General features: G+C 39.7%; 18 protein-coding genes. 8 read left to right on the forward strand and 10 right to left on the reverse strand.

Features of this window, described 5'->3' with window-relative positions:
- Positions 1-792 carry a triose-phosphate isomerase gene (gene tpiA, locus H2677_RS13995; RefSeq protein WP_004958617.1) on the reverse strand — a complete coding sequence of 264 codons (792 nt, stop codon included), beginning with the start codon at positions 790-792 and terminating at the stop codon, positions 1-3.
- Between the two features lie 345 nt (positions 793-1,137).
- Here tpiA and pilB point away from each other — a divergent pair, with 345 nt between their 5' ends.
- From pilB to coaE, 4 genes are read left to right on the forward strand one after another with little or no spacing between them, the layout of a single operon-like run.
- The gene (pilB, locus tag H2677_RS14000) at positions 1,138-2,862 is read left to right on the forward strand and encodes a type IV-A pilus assembly ATPase PilB (protein ID WP_125298852.1); all 1,725 of its coding nucleotides are present in this window, start codon (positions 1,138-1,140) and stop codon (positions 2,860-2,862) included.
- A gap of 24 nt (positions 2,863-2,886) precedes the next feature.
- Entirely contained in the window at positions 2,887-4,113 is a 1,227-nt protein-coding gene (locus H2677_RS14005) for a type II secretion system F family protein (RefSeq protein WP_125298853.1), read from the forward strand.
- Complete coding sequence (locus H2677_RS14010; protein ID WP_212638781.1) at positions 4,113-4,973, forward strand: prepilin peptidase; 861 nt, start codon at positions 4,113-4,115, stop codon at positions 4,971-4,973. The genes H2677_RS14005 and H2677_RS14010 overlap by 1 nt, the downstream gene beginning before the upstream one ends.
- Position 4,974: 1 nt before the next feature.
- Complete coding sequence (coaE, locus tag H2677_RS14015) at positions 4,975-5,574, forward strand: dephospho-CoA kinase (RefSeq protein ID WP_212638782.1); 600 nt, start codon at positions 4,975-4,977, stop codon at positions 5,572-5,574.
- Here the strand turns inward: coaE and H2677_RS14020 are convergent.
- The 3 genes from H2677_RS14020 to ppnP all read right to left on the reverse strand — a co-directional run bounded on the left by H2677_RS14020 (position 5,571) and on the right by ppnP (position 7,779).
- On the reverse strand, positions 5,571-6,482 hold the full coding sequence (locus H2677_RS14020; protein WP_212638783.1) for a DMT family transporter: 912 nt from the start codon (positions 6,480-6,482) through the stop codon (positions 5,571-5,573). The two genes, coaE and H2677_RS14020, sit on opposite strands and share 4 nt — an antisense overlap.
- Before the next feature lie 30 nt (positions 6,483-6,512).
- Complete coding sequence (gene rlmB / locus H2677_RS14025; protein WP_212638784.1) at positions 6,513-7,262, reverse strand: 23S rRNA (guanosine(2251)-2'-O)-methyltransferase RlmB; 750 nt, start codon at positions 7,260-7,262, stop codon at positions 6,513-6,515.
- A 190-nt stretch (positions 7,263-7,452) separates the two neighbouring features.
- Positions 7,453-7,779: a pyrimidine/purine nucleoside phosphorylase gene (gene ppnP / locus H2677_RS14030; protein WP_004958605.1), complete on the reverse strand. Its 327-nt coding sequence runs from the start codon at positions 7,777-7,779 to the stop codon at positions 7,453-7,455.
- A 640-nt stretch (positions 7,780-8,419) separates the two neighbouring features.
- Between ppnP and recN the strand changes: the two genes are divergently transcribed.
- From recN to ruvX, 3 genes are all read left to right on the forward strand, one after another.
- Positions 8,420-10,081: a DNA repair protein RecN gene (gene recN, locus H2677_RS14035; RefSeq protein ID WP_004957482.1), complete on the forward strand. Its 1,662-nt coding sequence runs from the start codon at positions 8,420-8,422 to the stop codon at positions 10,079-10,081.
- 114 nt (positions 10,082-10,195) lie between these two features.
- A complete protein-coding gene (locus H2677_RS14040; protein WP_004916866.1) occupies positions 10,196-10,750 on the forward strand; it encodes a YqgE/AlgH family protein in 555 nt (184 codons plus the stop codon).
- Positions 10,743-11,186, forward strand: coding sequence for a Holliday junction resolvase RuvX (ruvX, locus tag H2677_RS14045; protein WP_004916868.1), 444 nt, complete (start codon positions 10,743-10,745; stop codon positions 11,184-11,186). Before H2677_RS14040 ends, ruvX begins: the two co-directional genes overlap by 8 nt.
- Positions 11,187-11,351: 165 nt before the next feature.
- Here the strand turns inward: ruvX and H2677_RS14050 are convergent, their stop codons facing one another.
- Genes H2677_RS14050 through H2677_RS14060 form a run of 3 tightly spaced genes read right to left on the reverse strand, consistent with a single transcriptional unit; the run spans position 11,352 to position 14,706 of the window.
- On the reverse strand, positions 11,352-12,353 hold the full coding sequence (locus tag H2677_RS14050) for an HlyD family secretion protein (protein ID WP_151834249.1): 1,002 nt from the start codon (positions 12,351-12,353) through the stop codon (positions 11,352-11,354).
- 60 nt (positions 12,354-12,413) lie between these two features.
- Positions 12,414-12,620 (reverse strand): DUF1656 domain-containing protein, encoded by a 207-nt coding sequence (locus H2677_RS14055; RefSeq protein ID WP_005403570.1) that lies wholly within the window; start codon positions 12,618-12,620, stop codon positions 12,414-12,416.
- Positions 12,613-14,706 (reverse strand): FUSC family protein, encoded by a 2,094-nt coding sequence (locus H2677_RS14060; protein WP_212638785.1) that lies wholly within the window; start codon positions 14,704-14,706, stop codon positions 12,613-12,615. The genes H2677_RS14055 and H2677_RS14060 overlap by 8 nt, the downstream gene beginning before the upstream one ends.
- A gap of 416 nt (positions 14,707-15,122) precedes the next feature.
- Here H2677_RS14060 and H2677_RS14065 point away from each other — a divergent pair, with 416 nt between their 5' ends.
- Complete coding sequence (locus H2677_RS14065; protein WP_004916873.1) at positions 15,123-15,902, forward strand: IclR family transcriptional regulator; 780 nt, start codon at positions 15,123-15,125, stop codon at positions 15,900-15,902.
- 224 nt (positions 15,903-16,126) lie between these two features.
- On the opposite strand, the gene pgsA is transcribed toward H2677_RS14065, so the two are convergent.
- The 3 genes from pgsA to uvrC all read right to left on the reverse strand — a co-directional run bounded on the left by pgsA (position 16,127) and on the right by uvrC (position 19,522).
- A complete protein-coding gene (gene pgsA, locus H2677_RS14070; RefSeq protein ID WP_004916874.1) occupies positions 16,127-16,714 on the reverse strand; it encodes a CDP-diacylglycerol--glycerol-3-phosphate 3-phosphatidyltransferase in 588 nt (195 codons plus the stop codon).
- A 105-nt stretch (positions 16,715-16,819) separates the two neighbouring features.
- Positions 16,820-17,617, reverse strand: a complete 798-nt coding sequence (locus tag H2677_RS14075; RefSeq protein ID WP_212638786.1) for a thioesterase family protein — start codon at positions 17,615-17,617, stop codon at positions 16,820-16,822.
- A 105-nt stretch (positions 17,618-17,722) separates the two neighbouring features.
- A complete protein-coding gene (gene uvrC, locus H2677_RS14080; RefSeq protein ID WP_212638787.1) occupies positions 17,723-19,522 on the reverse strand; it encodes an excinuclease ABC subunit UvrC in 1,800 nt (599 codons plus the stop codon).
- Positions 19,523-19,594 lie beyond the last annotated feature (72 nt).

Raw genomic sequence — 19,594 nt, forward strand, 5'->3', positions numbered from 1 at the left:
TTATTTGCTTTGAGCAAAAGCTTTTGCGATTTGGAAGAAGGATTGCGCATTGAGTGATGCACCACCAACCAGAGCGCCATTAATATCTGGACATGCAGCTAATTCAACAGCATTCTCAGCTTTCACACTTCCGCCATACAAAATAGCAATATTTGCTCCGAAAGGTGTGATTTGTTTTAAACCTTCACGAATTTTTGCATGCATCATTTGCGCATCAGCAGGAGAAGCAGTCTTTCCAGTGCCAATCGCCCAAATCGGCTCATAAGCAACCACAATATGCTGCCATTGATCAGGCTTCACAATCGCTGCGATATCACAAATTTGTTGTAATACAACTTGTTCAGCAGCGCCCTGCTCGCGCTGCTCTAAACTTTCACCAACACAATAAATCACAGTCAATCCTGCATTTAAAGCATTGTTGAGTTTAGCCTTGATGATTTCTACATTATCACCGAATAACTCTCGACGCTCAGAATGTCCAATCAGTACAAATTCGATTTGACTATCTTTAAGCAATTCAGCACTGACCTCACCCGTATACGCCCCTGTGCCAGCAATTTTGGAAACGTCCTGAGCGACCGTATAGATTGTTCGATTAAATTCAGCTAAATGTGCTTGTATATTTGTAAGCGCAATCGATACTGGAGAAACACCAATATGACATGCCGCTTGAGAAATAGGTTCCTGTTGTAATAACAGTTTAAATTCTTCTATTAATTTTAAAGCGTCAGCATGCATTGGATTCATTTTCCAATTGCCAACAACCCAAGGGGTAATGGTCGAATTCGACATACTCCGCCAACCTACGAATAAATTCTAAAAAATGCTGCATATTTTACACAGTTTTTTAGAAAATTCAGTTTTTTTATATCGTTTGAATTTAAAGCAGTGACTATAGGATGAAAAAGAGTATTATCAGTTTAACCAAAGTGGATTTGGCTGGCTGAGACATTTATTTATTCAAAACATCATAACTACAAGTTTATGATAAAAATAAATTTGCAAAAGATTCGATTAGTTCAAAGTTTTAAAGCTTAATCAAGTCAAAAACGACACTTTCAATGGTAGTAATTTTACGTAACGAAAGTATAATTTTGATATATAGCTATTATAACCATATTGTCATAAGGCGGACAGATGTCAGGAATACATACGTCTCCAAAATTTTCGGGGTTTATTCGACGCATAGTCGATGATGGTCACATTGCTGCATCAAATATGCAGAGTGCGATTGATGCTGCAAAAAAAGCACAACAAGATATTGTTGCTCACTTAATTGAACATCATCGTCTATCACCTCTGACAATTGCGGAAAGCATATCTTTAGAGTTTGGTGAGCCACTCTTTGATCTTGCTGTATTTGATACAGCTCTATTACCTCGTGAAATAACTGACAGCAAACTGATTCAAAAACATCGTGTTGTTCCACTCATACAACGTGGTCAGATTTTGTATGTTGCGACCAGCAACCCGACGAATATTGATGCATTAGACGCAATCAGGTTCAATACCAAATTAAATATCGAGCCAGTGATTGTTGAGCACAACAAACTCGAAAAACTGATTGATCAGCAATTTGGAGATAGCGGCAGTTTCGATTTTGGGGAAAACGACGACTTTGATTTAGATAATGTTGATGTTGCATCGACTGATACAAACAACACAACTGAGGATGATGATACAAACCATCAAGATGAATCACCTATCGTCAAATATATCAATAAACTATTGATTGATGCGATTCGTATGGGAGCCTCTGACTTACATTTTGAACCTTATGAAAAAATGTATCGCGTGCGTTATCGTGTGGATGGTGTACTCCGACAAATTGCAAACCCACCACTACAACTCGCAACTCGTTTAGCGTCTCGTTTAAAAGTCATGTCTCAAATGGACATTTCTGAGAAGCGTATGCCTCAAGATGGTCGTATCAAACTTAAACTATCTAAGACTAAAGCGATTGATTTTCGTGTTAACTCACTTCCAACTTTATTTGGAGAGAAACTTGTTCTTCGTATTTTAGATCCTTCAAGCGCAATGTTAGGTATTGAAGCATTAGGCTATGAGGATGAACAAAAAGAACTATTTATGAGTGCATTAGACAAGCCTCAGGGTATGCTTCTGATTACAGGTCCGACAGGTTCTGGTAAAACCGTATCGTTATATACAGGTCTAAATATCTTAAATACAGAAGATACCAATATTTCGACCGCAGAAGACCCAGTCGAAATCAACTTAGAAGGTATTAACCAAGTTAACGTCAACCCTAAAACGGGCTTAACTTTCTCAGCGGCATTAAAAGCATTTTTACGTCAAGATCCTGATATCATCATGGTCGGTGAGATTCGTGATTTGGAAACAGCTGAAATTGCAATTAAGGCAGCTCAAACAGGTCACATGGTGATGTCGACTCTGCATACTAACAGTGCTCCTGAAACACTCACACGATTACGCAATATGGGAGTTCCCTCTTTCAATATTGCAACTTCTGTTAATCTAGTGATTGCTCAACGTTTAGCCCGCCGTCTATGCTCGGAATGCAAACAACCTATCGAGATTCCTCAGCAAAGTCTTTTAGAAATGGGCTTCACCGAACAAGATTTAGCCAACCCTGATTTTCAAATTTTTCAACCTGTAGGCTGTGATGCTTGTCGTGAAGGATATAAAGGGCGTGTCGGTATTTATGAAGTAATGAAAGTGACACCCGAGATTTCCAAGATTATTATGGAAGATGGAAATGCATTACAAATTGCAGCAGCATCTGAAAAGGCTGGTTTCAATAATCTACGCCGTTCTGGTTTAAAAAAGGTCATGCAAGGGATCACCTCTTTGCAAGAAGTTAATCGAGTAACAAGTGAATAAAATCAATAAAAAGGATTAATAGTCATGGCAGCGAAAAAAGCGCAAATGATGCCTACTTTTGCCTATGAAGGGGTAGATCGTAAAGGGGCAAAAATTAAAGGGGAACTTCCAGCACGTAACATGGCTTTAGCGAAAGTCACCTTACGTAAACAAGGCGTGACAATTAAAAATATTCGAGAAAAACGTAAAAATATTCTCGAAGGTTTGATGAAGAAAAAAGTGACGACCTTGGATATTACGGTTTTCACACGCCAATTAGCTACAATGATGAAAGCAGGCGTACCATTAGTGCAAGGCTTTGAAATTGTCGCTGAAGGTTTGGAAAACCCATCCATGCGTGAAGTCGTACTAGGATTAAAAAATGAGGTTGAAGGTGGTAATACTTTTGCCGGTGCTTTAAAAAAATATCCTCAATATTTTGATACCTTATTTTGTTCTCTCGTCGAATCAGGAGAACAATCCGGTGCGCTTGAGACCATGTTAGATCGTGTCGCTGTATATAAGGAAAAAAGTGAACTACTCAAACAAAAGATAAAAAAAGCAATGAAATATCCGATTACAGTAATTGTAGTTGCTTTGATTGTTACAATTATTTTAATGGTTAAAGTCGTACCTGTCTTTCAAAATTTATTTAGCTCATTTGGCGCGGACTTACCCGCATTTACCCAAATGGTTGTCAATATGTCTAATTGGATGCAAAAATATTGGTTCATCCTTATTCTTGTAATTGGCGCCATGATTGCTGGCTTTCTAGAAGCAAAAAAACGTAGTAAGAAATTTAGAGATACTTTAGATAAGCTTGCTCTAAAGTTACCAATTTTTGGTGATCTCGTATATAAAGCGATTATTGCTCGTTACAGTCGCACACTAGCAACGACATTTGCCGCTGGCGTTCCATTAATAGATGCGCTTACATCTACAGCAGGTGCAACCAATAATGTTGTTTATGAGGAAGCTGTACTTAAAATTAGAGAAGATGTTGCGACTGGACAGCAGCTTCAATTTGCCATGCGTGTTTCAAACCGCTTCCCCGCGATGGCAATTCAAATGGTTGCCATTGGTGAAGAGTCTGGAGCACTTGATTCAATGTTAGATAAAGTCGCAACACACTTTGAAAATGAAGTCGACAATGCAGTAGATGGTCTGACTTCAATGATGGAACCTCTTATCATGGCAATTCTTGGTGTATTAGTTGGTGGTCTCGTTATTGCCATGTATCTACCAATCTTCCAAATGGGTTCTGTAGTGTAATGCAATCTTTTTTCCTTTACTTTTTAGAAAATCCAATTGCACTTTACCTTGCAGTTGGATTAATCAGCTTGTGCATCGGCAGTTTTTTAAATGTTGTGATCTTTCGCACTCCAAAAATGATGGAGCAAGAATGGCATCAGGAATGCCAAATGCTTTTACACCCTGAACAGCCGATCATAGATCAGAGCAAGTTAACATTAAGTCAGCCAGCTTCTACTTGTCCTAAGTGTCAAACGCCTATTAAATGGTTCCAGAATATTCCTATTATTAGTTGGTTAGTACTTCGCGGTAAATGTGGCACTTGCCAAAATCCAATCAGCATTCGCTACCCGTTGATTGAACTACTTACTATGATCTGTTCATTGATCGTTGTGGCAGTATTCGGTGCAACAATTCAGATGCTGTTCGGCTTAACTCTAACGTGGGCACTTATTGCACTCACTTTTATTGATTTTGATACACAGTTACTACCTGATCGATTTACGCTACCTTTAGCAGCATTAGGGCTGGGTATCAATACTTTTGCAATCTATACAACGGCTAGTGCTGCGATCTGGGGCTATTTAATCGGTTTTCTATGTCTTTGGATTGTGTATTACCTATTTAAAATCATCACGGGCAAAGAAGGCATGGGCTATGGTGATTTTAAACTGCTTGCAGCCCTTGGTGCATGGATGGGTCCGATGATGTTACCCCTCATCGTATTACTCTCTTCTATGGTAGGCGCAATTATTGGTATTATGCTGATGAAAATGCGCGGTGAAAATCAACCTTTTGCATTTGGTCCTTATATTGCAATTGCTGGTTGGATTGCCTTTCTATGGGGTGAGCAAATTATGAAAGTATATCTTGGGGGTTAATATGACATTTATCTTGGGGATTACGGGTGGTATTGGGAGTGGTAAATCTGCTGCAACCCAATGGTTTGAGTCCCAAGGTATTGTTGTAATAGATGCAGATATTGTTGCTCGAGAAGTCGTAGCACCAAATCAACCTGCTTTAAAAGAAATACACCGTGCTTTTGGAGATTGGGTTCTATTAGAAGATGGAACTTTAAATCGTAGAGCCTTGAGAGAACACATCTTCAGCCATCCTGAAGCGCGTATGACATTAGAAAAAATTACACATCCCGCTATCCGCCAATCTATCATTCAACAATTACAACAAGCTGAAAGCCCCTATGTGATTTTAGTTTCACCGCTTTTGTTTGAAACTAATCAACATGAACTCGTTCATCATACTTTATTGATCGATGCAAGTGAGCACATTCAATTGGAACGCGCAAGTCAACGAGATGGGCAAAGTGAAGAGCAAATTCGTCATATTATTGCAGCACAAATGCCCCGCTCTGAAAAGCAACGTTTGGCAAATGACATTGTGGTAAATGATGGCTTATTGGAACATCTACACCAACAATTAAAACCATTACATTTCAGTTATCTACAACGCGCTGAATATTAATTTTTGTTTTGATGTTCGAGCTGAGCCTCTAAGGTGTCTTTTTGAAACCATCGCCACGGTTGAAGCGCACCAATCGCCATTCCAATCAAACCACTGATAATGGCGAGATTGATTGGTTCATCTAACAAAGGAACAGCGACAACAGCTGCTATAAATGGTGCTAAAGTTACAATACTTCCCGTTTTAAATGCACCTAATCTTTGAATTGCTGCAACATAAGTTAAAGTCGCAACGATCACTACCAACACACCATGGAAAAGTCCTTGAATCAAGAGGTGAAGAGGTTCTGCATCTTGAAAATGTTTTGGAATAAATAAAATATAAATAGGCAGGTAGATAATCGCAGACCAAATCACTACACCCGCTGTTGAATGCCAAGCAGATAGCTTCCATTGTTTTAGGAGAACGGTAAAAACACCCCACCACACCGCACTAAGAAACAGCAACAGATCCCCCCAACCCAATACAGTACTTTGATCATGCAGCATTAAATAACTCATGACTAATATTGCACTCATCATAATTGCAATACTGAACCACGTATGTTTATCAAAAGGCTGTCTAAATAATAAATATGCAGCAATAGCAGTACACAAAGGGATACAACCATTTAAAAAAATAGCAGCATGTGCAGCTGGGGCATGCAGAAAAGCGGTATATACGGTAAAACAATAGCCTAGCCCGCCGATCAGTGCCAAAATCAAAGGGCGTGGATGCCATAAAAAGGCAAAATCTTTTTTATAAATTAAAACAGGCACCAAAATAACAGAAGCAATTGCAAAGCGCATCGCAACCAAATCCCACATACTGACATGCCAATGCGCATTAAGTCGGGAGAAAATAGTAAATCCGCCCCATATACACATCGTGATCAGGACAAAAAGATAACCTTGCGAGCGAACTGTCATTTTTCAATTTTGAATAGAGCGTAACGATGATTATACAGTAGTACGCTGTCGACATGCCTCATAAAGTGCCATACCTGTTGCAACACTTACATTTAAACTCTGCAAATCACCCGCCATTGGGATAAATACAGTTTGATCACATTGCGATTGGGTAATTGGTCGAAGTCCAGTGTCTTCAGCGCCCATCACTATCACAACCGAACCGCTAAAATCACATTGCTGAATAGGCAAAGCTTTCTCATCAAGCATCGTACCAATCACACGAGTATGGGTAGTCTCTTTTAAATGCGCTAAGGTACGAGCAAGATTAGTGACCTGAATAAACTTAACCTTTTCTGCACCACCTGCTGCAACTTTACGTGCTGTTGGCGTCAAACTTGCTGAACGATCTCTAGGTACGATGACTGCTTGAACTCCCATAGCGGCTGCAGTTCTGATGCAAGCACCTAAATTATGTGGATCAGTCACTTGATCAAGTGCCAACAATAACGCATCGGGATGCTGCTGCATTAATTGATCTAAATCTTTTTCATTAAGCGTTGGATGAGGACGTACAGCAGCAACAACCCCTTGGTGGAATGGCATTCCTGCTAGTTTTTCCAGACTGTCACGGCTTGCCTTTTGCACACTAATCCCGAAAGGTTCTGCAAGTGCTAAGATTTTTTGTAAACGCTGATCATCTCGACCTTTAAGCGTAAACAATGTGAGTATTCGCTCAGGCTCCAATTCTAATAATGACTCCACAGAATGAACGCCATAATAATATTCAGGTTTTGCCATGAGCGACCTCTTTTCAGCATTCCCACTTGAAGCAGGAGATTAGGGGGGATTTTGAAAATAAAAAATCCTGCAAATAAACTTTACAGGTGAGGAGCGAATAGCTCCGCAAGGGAATTTAATAAAAAAATCCTGTAAATGACTTTACAGGATTTTCTTTAGATATAGTGTACTCGATTTACGAAGGAAAAGGTTAACCTTCTAAATGACACACATAATCAAGTACTTCATCTGCTTCAATATGGAATACACTGTTTCCAGGGACATAGAATGACTGCCCCGCACGGAATAATTCACTTTCTGTACTATCTGCAATTTTTACGCGACACTCACCAGAAATAATTTCCATACGCTCTGGGACGTGTGTTTCAAAAGTCAAAGGTTGTTCAGTAGGTAAAATAACGCCTAAAGTTTTTTTTGTACCATCTTCAAATTGTACTGTATGGCTAATACATGCCCCGCCAAAATACACATTCGATTTCTTAATGACCGTTACATGATCAAACTGCACTGAACTCATGCGTACTCTCCAAATTTTGCCGCATTTATATTAGGTTATGCTGGACGTAGTTTAATTGTGCCTTTACAACTAATCAATCCATTTTCTGGCGTAAATACAGCAATTTTCATACCTGAGCGAGTAAAAAACAAAGCGAAGCTTTTCCGAGCGCTAGACGAATAGTTATGCTACGAGTGGTGAAAAAGCACAAAGTGTAACTTTGCCAGAGCGCAAGACCAACAGCTATGCCAAATAAAGAAAACTAGCAAAGGAACTTTTGCCCAATCGCAAGGCGAACAACCATGTTACGAGTGGACAGAATGATCTTCGTTAATTTTGCCAAGCACAAAGTAATTTGCACCGCGATGAATAATGAATATTAAGAAAATCAAACTTCAATATATGAGACCGACTTCAGAAATAAACCATCTGAAGCACTAAAAAAAACAACACCGCTAAAACATTATTAGTTTGAATTATGGATCAGCTTGAAATCATGCACTTTCAGCTCTTTGCTTATCAAACAATATGACTTATTCATTTTTCCAAATTCCAATAAATCGTTTTGTTGTGAAAGCAACAAAATAGGTGAATCACGACTTGTCGCCACTATAAAAACTCTCTATCTTTAAGCAAAACAATCTGTGCATTGGATGCGTTTATGCTCACCCATTTAACTTTAATTAATTTTGCACTCGCTGACCACTTAGCTTTAGATATTGAACAAGGCTTTAATGTTCTCACAGGAGAAACAGGCGCAGGAAAATCTTTATTGTTAGATGCCTTATCTGCATGTTTAGGTGAACGCACAGATACAAATTATGTCCGATATGGTGCAGATAAAGCTGACGTTACGGCTATTTTTAGCTACCAAGCTGATAGTGCTGAAGCCAATTGGCTCATAGATCATGAGCTTGATGATGAATCAGGCGAGATTCATTTGCGTCGCGTCATCTTTGCAACTGGCCGTAGTAAAGCTTGGATTAATGGAAGACCTAGTAGCCTTGCTGAACTTAAAGAAATCGGGCGATTATTAGTCCAGCTCTACAGCCAGCACAGCCAGCAACAACTTCTAGAACCACCTTATCCAAAACACTGGTTAGATCGTTATCACAATTTTGGTGATCAAGCACAAGCAGTTCGTGAAGCGTATAGCATTTGGCAGCAAAATATTCGACAACACCAAGCCGCGCTAGATGCGCAAGCCACTCGCCTGCAGAAGATTCAAAACTTAGAAACTCAATTGGAAGAGCTTGAAGAAATCGTACAAACAGACTATCGAGAAATTGAACAAGAATTTGATCGCTTAAGCCATCACGAACACATCATGCAAGACTGTGGTTATAGCCTAAATGTATTAGATGAAGCTGAACAAAATATTACTCAAGAAATCTCATCGATTATCCGTCGGTTAGAGTCTCATGCTGGACGCAGCGAACTGCTTTCAACCATTTATAATTCTTTATTAAATGCACAAAGCGAAATCGAAGATGCTACAGCAAGCTTGCGTCAGTTCATCGATCGCCAAAGTTTCGATCCTGAACGCATGGAGCAATTAAATTCTACACTTGAAATTTTCCATCGTCTGGCCCGTAAATACAGAACTCAACCAGAGTCCCTCAAACAAGATTTTGAACAATGGCAACAGGAATTAGAACAACTTCATCAACTTGAAGATCCTGAAACTTTGGCTGAACAAGTTGAAATTGCCTATCAATCCTTTATTGAAAAAGCACAGCACTTAGATGATATTCGTCGAACCGCTGCGATTCCACTAGCTAAACAACTGACGGAACAAGTCAAACCTTTGGCTCTTCCTGAAGCTCATTTTGAATTCAAATTCGAACCATTAGAACAAGCATCATCAGAAGGCTTAAGCTTTATTCAACTGCTATTCACTGCAAATAAAGGAATTCCTCCACAACCATTAGCACGAGTTGCCTCAGGTGGTGAGCTTTCTCGTATTGCTTTAGTCATGCAAGTCATGAATGCTGAGAAGACCGAAGCAGAAGTTCTAGTATTTGATGAAATTGATGTCGGAATTAGCGGTGGAACTGCAGAAGTTGTAGGACGATTACTGGCTGATTTAGCACAGCATGTTCAATTACTATGTATTACTCACCAAGCCCAGGTTGCGGCGCAATCCGATCAACATCTACTGGTCAAAAAACAACAAACTGATCCAGCTAGCAGTACCATCATCGAACTTGACGAAGAACAGCGTATTCTAGAGCTTGCTCGTATGTCTGGTGGTGTCGAAATTAGTGAGACAACTTTGCAACATGCAAAGCAGTTGCGACAGCTTAAGTTTCAGCCTGCCTGATTTTTAGGGCAAAATATCAGAAAATGATTGGCGAAATCCGATTAACTCTTGTATGTTGATATAAAGAACCTATATAGATAGAAACGTACATTCTTTTGATGGAGAACCGCCTAGGTGACGAAACAATACTTAACTCACCGTTGTCTCATCGCTCCACCAGACATGGCAGATGACTTCTTTGCAAATACTGTCATCTATGTTGCGCGCCATGATGAAGACGGTGCACAAGGCATCATTATCAATCGTCCGTCTGATTTACAAATCAAAGAACTTCTCAATGATTTGGAAATTGATGCGGATAATGTTCACCCTCACGCGGTCTTGCAGGGCGGTCCTTTACGCCCAGAAGCAGGCTTCGTTCTACATACTGGTCAACCGACTTGGCACTCCTCTATTGCGGTAGGAGAAAATGTCTGCATCACCACCAGTAAAGATATCTTAGATGCGATTGCTCACAATGAAGGCGTTGGTCGCTATCAAATTGCTCTAGGCTATGCGAGTTGGGGTAAAAATCAACTTGAAGATGAAATCACTCGTGGTGACTGGTTAATTTGCGATTCAGATATGGATCTTATTTTTAATCTTCCATACGGCGATCGTTGGGATGCGGCTTATAAAAAAATCGGTGTAGATCGTACTTGGTTTGCTTCTGAGATTGGTCATGCCTGATATACAAACTTCTCAGTCGATTATGGCATTTGATTTTGGTACACAAAAAATGGGCATTGCGATTGGTCAATCCGCGATTGAAAGTGCCAATCCACTGCCTTTATTTATAATGAAAGATGGCATTCCTGACTGGAACCAATTACTCAAACTTGTTAAAGAGTGGCAACCGAACTTATTTCTAGTCGGGCTACCTTTGAATATGGATGATAGTGAATCCGAACTCTCAGCGCGCGCTCGTAAATTCGCTCGTCGTTTACGTCACCAGACAAATATCCAAACGTGGATGGTGGATGAACGCCTAACAACTCGTGAAGCGAGAGAAGAACTCGAATCTTATCAAAGTAAAGGTCAAGCAAAACGCTTATCAGCAGATAGCTTCGCAGCAGCGTTGTTGATACAAAGCTGGTATCGCGATCCTACAGGCATCACACCTTAATCAGACATCTTAGATATAAATGAATATCTTGGCGGGCGATATCCATATCGCCTTTTGAGCTGAATTAACATTGAAGGCGGAACGGAATAACAACGTTTAATTGAGCTTATGAGCTTTCCTAACCAATATCACTCTACTAATTTTATTTATTAACAACTTCAAAGCTTATTTCTCAATCACTCTCACCGTTGCAGTACGTCCAGAAACGAATGCCAATGGATTTTGTGGTGGTTCATCTAATACAATTTTCACAGGCACTCGTTGAGCCAATCGTACCCAACTAAAAGTTGGATTTACATTTGCCAATAAGTTTGAACTGCCCGAACGCTCGCGATCCTCAATCCCAGATGCAATACCTTGCACATGACCACGAATACGTTGTTTATCCCCCATCAATTGAACTGTTGCAACATCTCCAACATGAATACGGTCAAGTTTTGTTTCTTCAAAATAACCAACCACATAAAGTTGCTGACGATCTAAAAGAGCTGCTACAGCTTGTCCAACTTTAACGTAATTACCCACACGTAAATCAAAATTTGATAAAGTTCCATCGGCAGGAGCAACAACTTCTGAACGGTGTAAATTCAATTCTGCCAAGTGCAAATTACTTGTCGCCACATCTAGTAACGCATATTGCTGTTCAATCGCAGCATTGGCTTGTTCAATACTTGCTTTTAATTGTTCGCGTTCAGCAAAAGCTTGATCACGTGCAGCAAAAACTTGATCTTGTTCCTGTTTGGAAATTGCACCATCCATAAGACTGGTATATCGAGCTGCATTCTTTTCGGCAAGTTTCATATTGGCTTCGGTCTTTACTAAGCTAGCTTTGGTACCCGCGAGAGTCGCTTGAGCTTGTGCTAGACCTGCTTTAGCTTTCGCAAGATCAGATTTGGCTTGCTCCACATCCAATGCTTGACGTGCGACATCAATTTTAAACAAGACCTGTCCTTTCTTTACAGTTTGATTGTCTTGTACCAAAACCTCAGTCACCAAACCATTTACATCTGAAGCCACTTGAATGACATCGCCACGGACACGACCATCTCGCGTCCAAGGTGCCGCATTATAGTAATTCCATAAATGCACAACCGTGTATATCGCCACAATAATGGCAATGAAAAGAACCACGGGTCGTATGACTTTTCGCATATCAAATGCATTCATGTTCTTCACCTTTACTACTCATTTTTAAATCAGAGAAATTTAAACAATCAAAAATTTAGCTCAAATCCAAAGTCGGACAAAAATTTCATGCACACAAAGCATCAAAGCTAAATAGAAGCAGAGATTAAAAATACTGGGTAACCCGATCCACCCCATCTGAGCGAAACGGTCTACGAATGGACTTAATATCTTAAACAACACATAAGCAATCACGGCTTGCACTAACAACGTTGGAATATAAATTCCATATAGATTGATTTCACCCATGAGCAACCTCAACGTCATTCATATTTAAACTCACCTGTTCATTTGAAACATGCCCAATGCTTTTGAGAATATTATTCATTGAAATCAATAATCTTTGATGCAACTCATCTTCACTAATTGGCATTGCAAGATGCTTGACCACTTCGATTTGCTGAAGGATTTGCGTTGGAAAAGTTTGAAGTGAAAGTTGCTCTGATTGAGTTTGAAAATATTCGGCAAGCTGCTGCTCTAAAAGAGCAATTTGCATTTGCAAGTCCACATAATGTGGAAGCTTTTGGCGGATTTCCTGTAATCGCACAAGATCAACAATCGATGCACTTTCAATTAAGGCATTTTGGATGGCATATTTCAGTTCAGCATTTTGTACCATCTTGCTATTTAGAACCCCAACTCGATCAAGCATGCTACGTAAATGAATTTTGAAATCAATCCCATAACTCAGTGTTAAAGCTTGACGCATCGCTTGGTAATGCAAACTTAAAATACGTGTTGCGCTTGTATCGGGTGAAACAGCACGAACCAAATCAATCACAATTAATGAGACCAAAACACCTAAAATCATGGCAAAAGAGCTGTCTAAATAAGACACCGCATCCATTGAATATTTATTGTGTAAATTCAGCCCCATCATGGTATTAATGCCTAAAACCATACCTATCGGCATTAGCATTTGATTTGCCATCATGCTTACAGCCACAAGGAAAATTGGAAAAAGTACCAGTGCTAATTGCCAAAAGTGCGTAATGTGGGGAAAAATTCCAAAGGCATAAATAAAAACCAATCCCGCTGAAACGATGCTCCCCCAGATAAATATGCGCAACACAGGTACAGGATTATCCAAAGCAGTCAAAATACACGCTGTGATCGCGCCCATTTGCGCCATCATAAATCCAGCTTTCCAACCTGATAAAATCCACGCTCCTGTCACGATGAAAGTGATGAGAACCGCACTGATTCCACCGCGTACCGCGATACCATGATCACGGTGTAAACTTGGATATTTGGTGGTAATCGTAGTTATCTCAGATGGGATTTCTTTATGACCTTTCTGGATCTGTTGCCAAAGTAACTTCACTGCCAACATATTGGCGATAAAATGACGTACATCCATTTTTAAGGCAGCCAACACAGTCTTTTGTTCAGACGAAGCCATCGCAATCAATTCGCTAAAATCTTGTTCAAACTGTGGTGGTAAATCACGTAAGTTATCGGCAGTTAATTGTTTTTCTTGATTTAAAAACTGTAAGGTCTGTTGTCGTAGTTGGCTTAACCTTGGAGCTAATGTAGTTAATGGCATTTGCTCTAATTGTTTAATCCGTTGAGACATGGCAACTAGATTGGCCACAACAAGCGAGACCTGATGCAGCATTTCTTGTAGAGGTTTGGTCATACCTTGCAACTCGCCTTTTTCATAAGCGAGATGAACTGCTAGAGCATGGATATCTGATGCATCACGAGTGATCACCCCTAAAATTTGTGTGTAATTTTGGTTTGTATCTTGGGCTGAAATGAGTTTTTCAAAAATATTTTCTAGATCCTGCAAAGTTTTGATGACACGTTGTTTAATCATGGCACCCACATGAACAGGAAAAAAAGTTGCTGAAACGACAGCGGTTGAAATCACACCTACAGAGATTTCTAAAACTCGTGCTAGAGCAATATCAAAAATATTATAGGTATCAACATAAGTGATGGCGTTATACACAATCATTGCGGTGGAATATCCAGCCAACATAAATACATAGCTACGTGGAGTACGATCCAAGAGCGATATATACAGTGCAAACCCGACCCACAGTGCCAAGATGATCGTAAACAACCACGGCGTATTGATAAAATGTGGTGTCAAAAGCAACGCAATAATTGCTCCTGCAGCCGTACCAACCAAGCGATAAATACATTTGGAAGAAACCATTCCAGAGTAAGGACTGGCAATAATTAATACCGTCCCTATCGACCACATTGGGTTAATCAAATCAAGCTCAAATGAAATAAACAGTGCCAACATCCCTGCGACAAAGGTTTTGCACGCAAAAATAATATCAAGTCGACTCGGCCTAAAAGCCAACAACTGTTTAAATAACATGAACTTTTCTCAATACTAACCGCGTTAGGAAACGCAAATTCACAAAACAACTCAGCTGCATTTAGCTTCTTGATAGAGACTAAAAGAGCGTTCAATTGACCGTGAAATAGAATGAACTGATCGGAATGGCAAACATTTCAGGGATAAATTTAAAACAAATTATCCAATGAAGAAATTGTGCTTATAATTTTTTCAAAACAAAGTTATTTAGTCAACATAAATTATCACTATTTGATAATTATTTAATTAAATATAGAATATGTCATTCAAAAAATATCATTTTTCTCATCAGAGAACTTATTCATACGTTTTAGAATCAACTACGCTAAAAGTGCATACCCGCTGAATGACTTTTCTGTTATAAAGCAAATAAAAGCCACAGCTTTAGACTATTTTTAAGGAGTAAACAGCTCATCATGGCAATTTCGAGTTTTGGTAAAATTCTCACTGTACTGGACTTATTTTCAGTTTCTCGCCCGATTATCAACGTTGATATCATTTGTGATGAGCTCAATCTCTCAAAACCCACTGCATATCGCTATTTAAAGGAACTGGTATCAACTGATATCTTGAAACGTATTAGTGGAACATCTGGTGACTACACTTTAGGCTCTAAAATAGCGGTTTTAGACTATATTTCGCATAGTACAGATCCTTTAGTACAAATCAGTATTCCGTTCATGCGAGACATCGTAGATCGTACAGAACTTTGCTGCTTACTCACCTATTTGAATCATGATTACTGTATTGATTTACATCATGAAACCTTCAAAGCAGCCGAGCTGCTTTCATACGGACGTGGCTGTCCTCGACCTGTATATGTGGGGGCATCACCTAAAATTGTGATTGCTCATTTAACCAAACAAAGAATTCAGTCTTACTATGAGCAATTCTCAAATGAGCTTGCCAAAGTTGGCTTTGCCCATGATCTAGATGAATTCGCTCAACAGATGAAAAAAATCAAAAAGCAGGGATTTTATTTATCTCAAGGTGAAATTGATCCACAAGTTTGCGGTCTGTCTGTACCGATACGTTTTTCCACAAAGGAAGCACCGATCGCCTTGACCTTAGTTGCATCAAAAAATCGTTTTGATTTTCTGAATATTCAGAAGCTTATCGAAATCTTACAAAGCAATGCAGCTCAGATCGAACATAAATTTGCAACACTGACTGAAAACCAAGCAAATCAAAACTGAGAATATTAAAAAATCTTTACACTTTCATGCGTTGTAAATATCAGTATATTCTCATATTATGATTATGTTCTTCAGCATACTCTCCCAAAAAGAGCATGACTTTCCTCAGAGAACTAAGCTCATATTCGTTATGGGCTTTTTTCTTGAGCTGTATAGATGAGGCAATAAAAAAGCCCTCTAGGTAGAGAGCTTCTTAGATTTGATGCTATTAGATTGATGAGCAATTAAGGCTGTTTTAAATAAGGCCATGCAGCTCGTAGATATATAATCATCGACCACAAGGTTAATATCACCGCAGCATACAATAAAGCATATGCCCAGATTTCTAATGGCTTCCAGTTCAACAAAAATACGCTAATCGCAATCATTTGAAAGGCAGTTTTATATTTACCTACGGTTGAAACCGCAACATTGGTTCTTGCACCCAATTCTGCCATCCATTCACGCAATGCTGAAACTGTAATTTCACGAGAAATAATCACAATCGCGGCAAATGCCATGGAAATTGTAGGTTGCCATTGAACCAAAACAATCAAAGCAGCAGCGACCATCAATTTATCAGCGACAGGATCGAGAAAGCGTCCAAAAGCCGATGTTTGATTTAATGTCCTTGCGAGGTAGCCATCAAACCAATCTGTTACAGCTGCAAGGACAAAGATCGCGGTCAAAATCAAATGTCGCATCATCCCACCATGATGCTCAGCAATTCCAATCGCTGGTGGCCAATAGGCAATCACCAAAAAAACAGGAATAAAGGCAATACGTGCCAATGTTAGAATATTAGGAATGTTCAGGATTCGCCCTGTGCTCATAAACACCGCCATGTTGGTCGCATCAAATATGCATATTGCACAAAGGTTGTGCCGAGATTGTATCCATCTGTAAGCAACTTTATACGAAATACGAGGAAGTGTCGACTAGGCAAAAACGGCAACCGTCTGCCTAAGGATCGCAATTAATCGATTTTCACTATCCCAAAGATAAGCATATTCTGTTGAATAACCGTGTTCTGCAAACTCAGTAACGACTTTATATTTAAACCAGTCATGCAATTGATTCTCAATCGGGTGTATATATGTAATGTGCCAACTTAAAGAGCTCGCTGGTGCTGGTGTTTTAAACATTGGCAAAACACCTGGCGGCCACACATCCATTAAAGAAAATAAATCACCCAAACATAAATCACGATTTGAGTGTAATTGAGGAGAAAAACGACACCATCCACCAAAATCAGGTGTTTTACTTCCTGCCATTGGATAATGTCCTTCAGCCCAACACAATTCGAACTGTTGTAAGCATTCAGGCATCAAACCTTCAAGATAAACCATTTTTTCCAGTTGATCTGCTCTTACGTAGTCAGGAACTGTTGGTTGGTTATTCACCACGATTCTCGACTCTCGCCCCAGACCAAAGCTTGCGACTAAAACACTTTGCACTGCATCATCTTGCCAAAGACGAATTTCAAGTGTCATCACTGATTTCCCTTGTCTCAATACTTCAGCCGTTAATTTGGCTGCACCTTGCTGTACAGGCCCAACAAAACTGACACTGCAACTTAAAAGCTGTTTTGCTGAATCATTGACTGTAAGAATTGCTTTTTGAATGAGCAGACCTGCGATAAGACCACCAAATACCGTACGCCCTTGCAACCATCCTGATGGAATATCAATCCATTCTTGTTGTTCTAGCTGTTGATACAATCCAAGCAGTGACATTATTATTCCTTAAGGGGCAAATTCACTTTATCTTTCAACGTTTCTTAAGTTTTGTGAATGATCATTTATCCATAACTCTATGGAAGATTCGGTCAATCCGCCCTTTTATTCATGAAGAATTTTATAAATCGTCCTTGCCATCACTTCTCCCAAACCAGGAACAAGCATTAATTCTTTTTCTGAAGCTTTTAGCACGCCTTGTATACCGCCAAAATGAGTCAATAAATCGCGTCGACGTTTAGGTCCTAAACCTGGGATTGCTTCCAATACAGAACTACTACGTCGTTTATCTCGCTTGGCTCTATGTTTGGTGATGGCAAAACGATGTGCTTCATCTCGAACTTGCTGAATCAAGTGCAAAGCTTTGTGGTCTTCAGGCAATTGGATCTTTGTACCATCAGTAAAATGTAAGGTTTCTAAACCTGGTTTTCGCCCTTCACCTTTAGAGACCCCAATCATAAATGCATCTAGACCAAGCTCTTGCATGACATCCATAGCCATATGCAACTGCCCTTTACCACCATCAATCAGTAAAAGGTCAGGTAACATATTCTTTTTATAACGACGAATCAGCGCTTGACGCATCGCTGCATAGTCATCACCACCTGTAATGTCCTGAATGGCGAACTGACGATAATCTCTTTTCCGCGCCCCACCTTGATCGAACACCACACAGGAAGCGATTGGTGCTTCTCCCATCGTATGACTAATATCAAAACATTCAATCCGATCAATCGGACGTCCCGCAACTTGTTCAAGTTGATGAAAACGCTCATTCAACTCTAAATGATTACTCAACTTCCCTTTGATTGCATGCTGCACGTTCATTTGTGCAAGCTCTTGCCACTCAGCCCGTGTTTCTCGAACTTTGTGCTTGATCTGAACTTTCTTTTCAAAGGTTTGTTGTAACGCTTCTTCGAGTTGAACTCGATCAGAAAGTTCAACATTCACAATCAACTCAGAAGGGATTTCATCTGCCACTTGGAAGTAGAAGTTGGCAATAAAATCACTGAGCATTTGTCCAAGATCATCACCCAACATATCTGGAAAATAGCTTTTTCCTCCCAGCATACGACCATTACGCACATACATGATTTGTACGCAGGTGACACCCGCTTGATAGGCAATGGCTAAAATATCAGCCTCACCTTTTATTTTAAACACCGCTTGTTGTGCTTGAACTTCACGTAATAAAGACAACCGATCCCGATAAAATACCGCTTTTTCGAACTCAAGAGCTTCTGCCGCTTGCTCCATTTTGCTGATCAGTTCCTGATTCAACTCTTTAGTATCGCCTTGTAAGAAGCGAATTGAATTATCAACATCTTCTTTATAGTCTTCTGGACTAATTAACCCCACACACGGTGCTGTACACCGTTTGATTTGATATTGTAGACAAGGGCGTTTGCGTTGAGAAAAATAGCTATTTTCACACTGTCTTACATTAAATAGTTTTTGTAAGGTTAATAGAGTATCTCGCGCGCTGTACGCACTTGGATAAGGACCAAAAAATTTTCCGATTTGATGCTTACCTTTACCTCGCCCACTGGCAATACGAGGATAAGGTTTATCTGCGGAAACAAAGATATAGACATAAGACTTATCGTCCCGCAGCATGATGTTATATGGCGGACGATGTAATTTAATAAGATTTTGTTCTAAGAGTAGCGCTTCAGTTTCGGAACGAACAATCAATGTCTCGATATCATAAATACGTGCAACCAGAGCTTGTGTTTTGGGATGCTCAATAGTTTTTACAAAATAGCTGGAGACACGATTTTTTAGATTCTTCGCTTTACCGACATATAGCAACTCCCCATCTTTGCCTAGCATTTTGTACACACCAGGCAGTTGAGTCATATGAGTCAGTATTTTTTCAATGTGTTCACGCGCGTTTGGATTCACAGCAGACTTTCATGATCAGTATTGGTTTGATGATGTAGTCTGCATAAATCAATTTCAAGTGAATTGAGCTAA

The organism is Acinetobacter junii (genome assembly GCF_018336855.1).
GTDB lineage: Bacteria > Pseudomonadota > Gammaproteobacteria > Pseudomonadales > Moraxellaceae > Acinetobacter > Acinetobacter junii.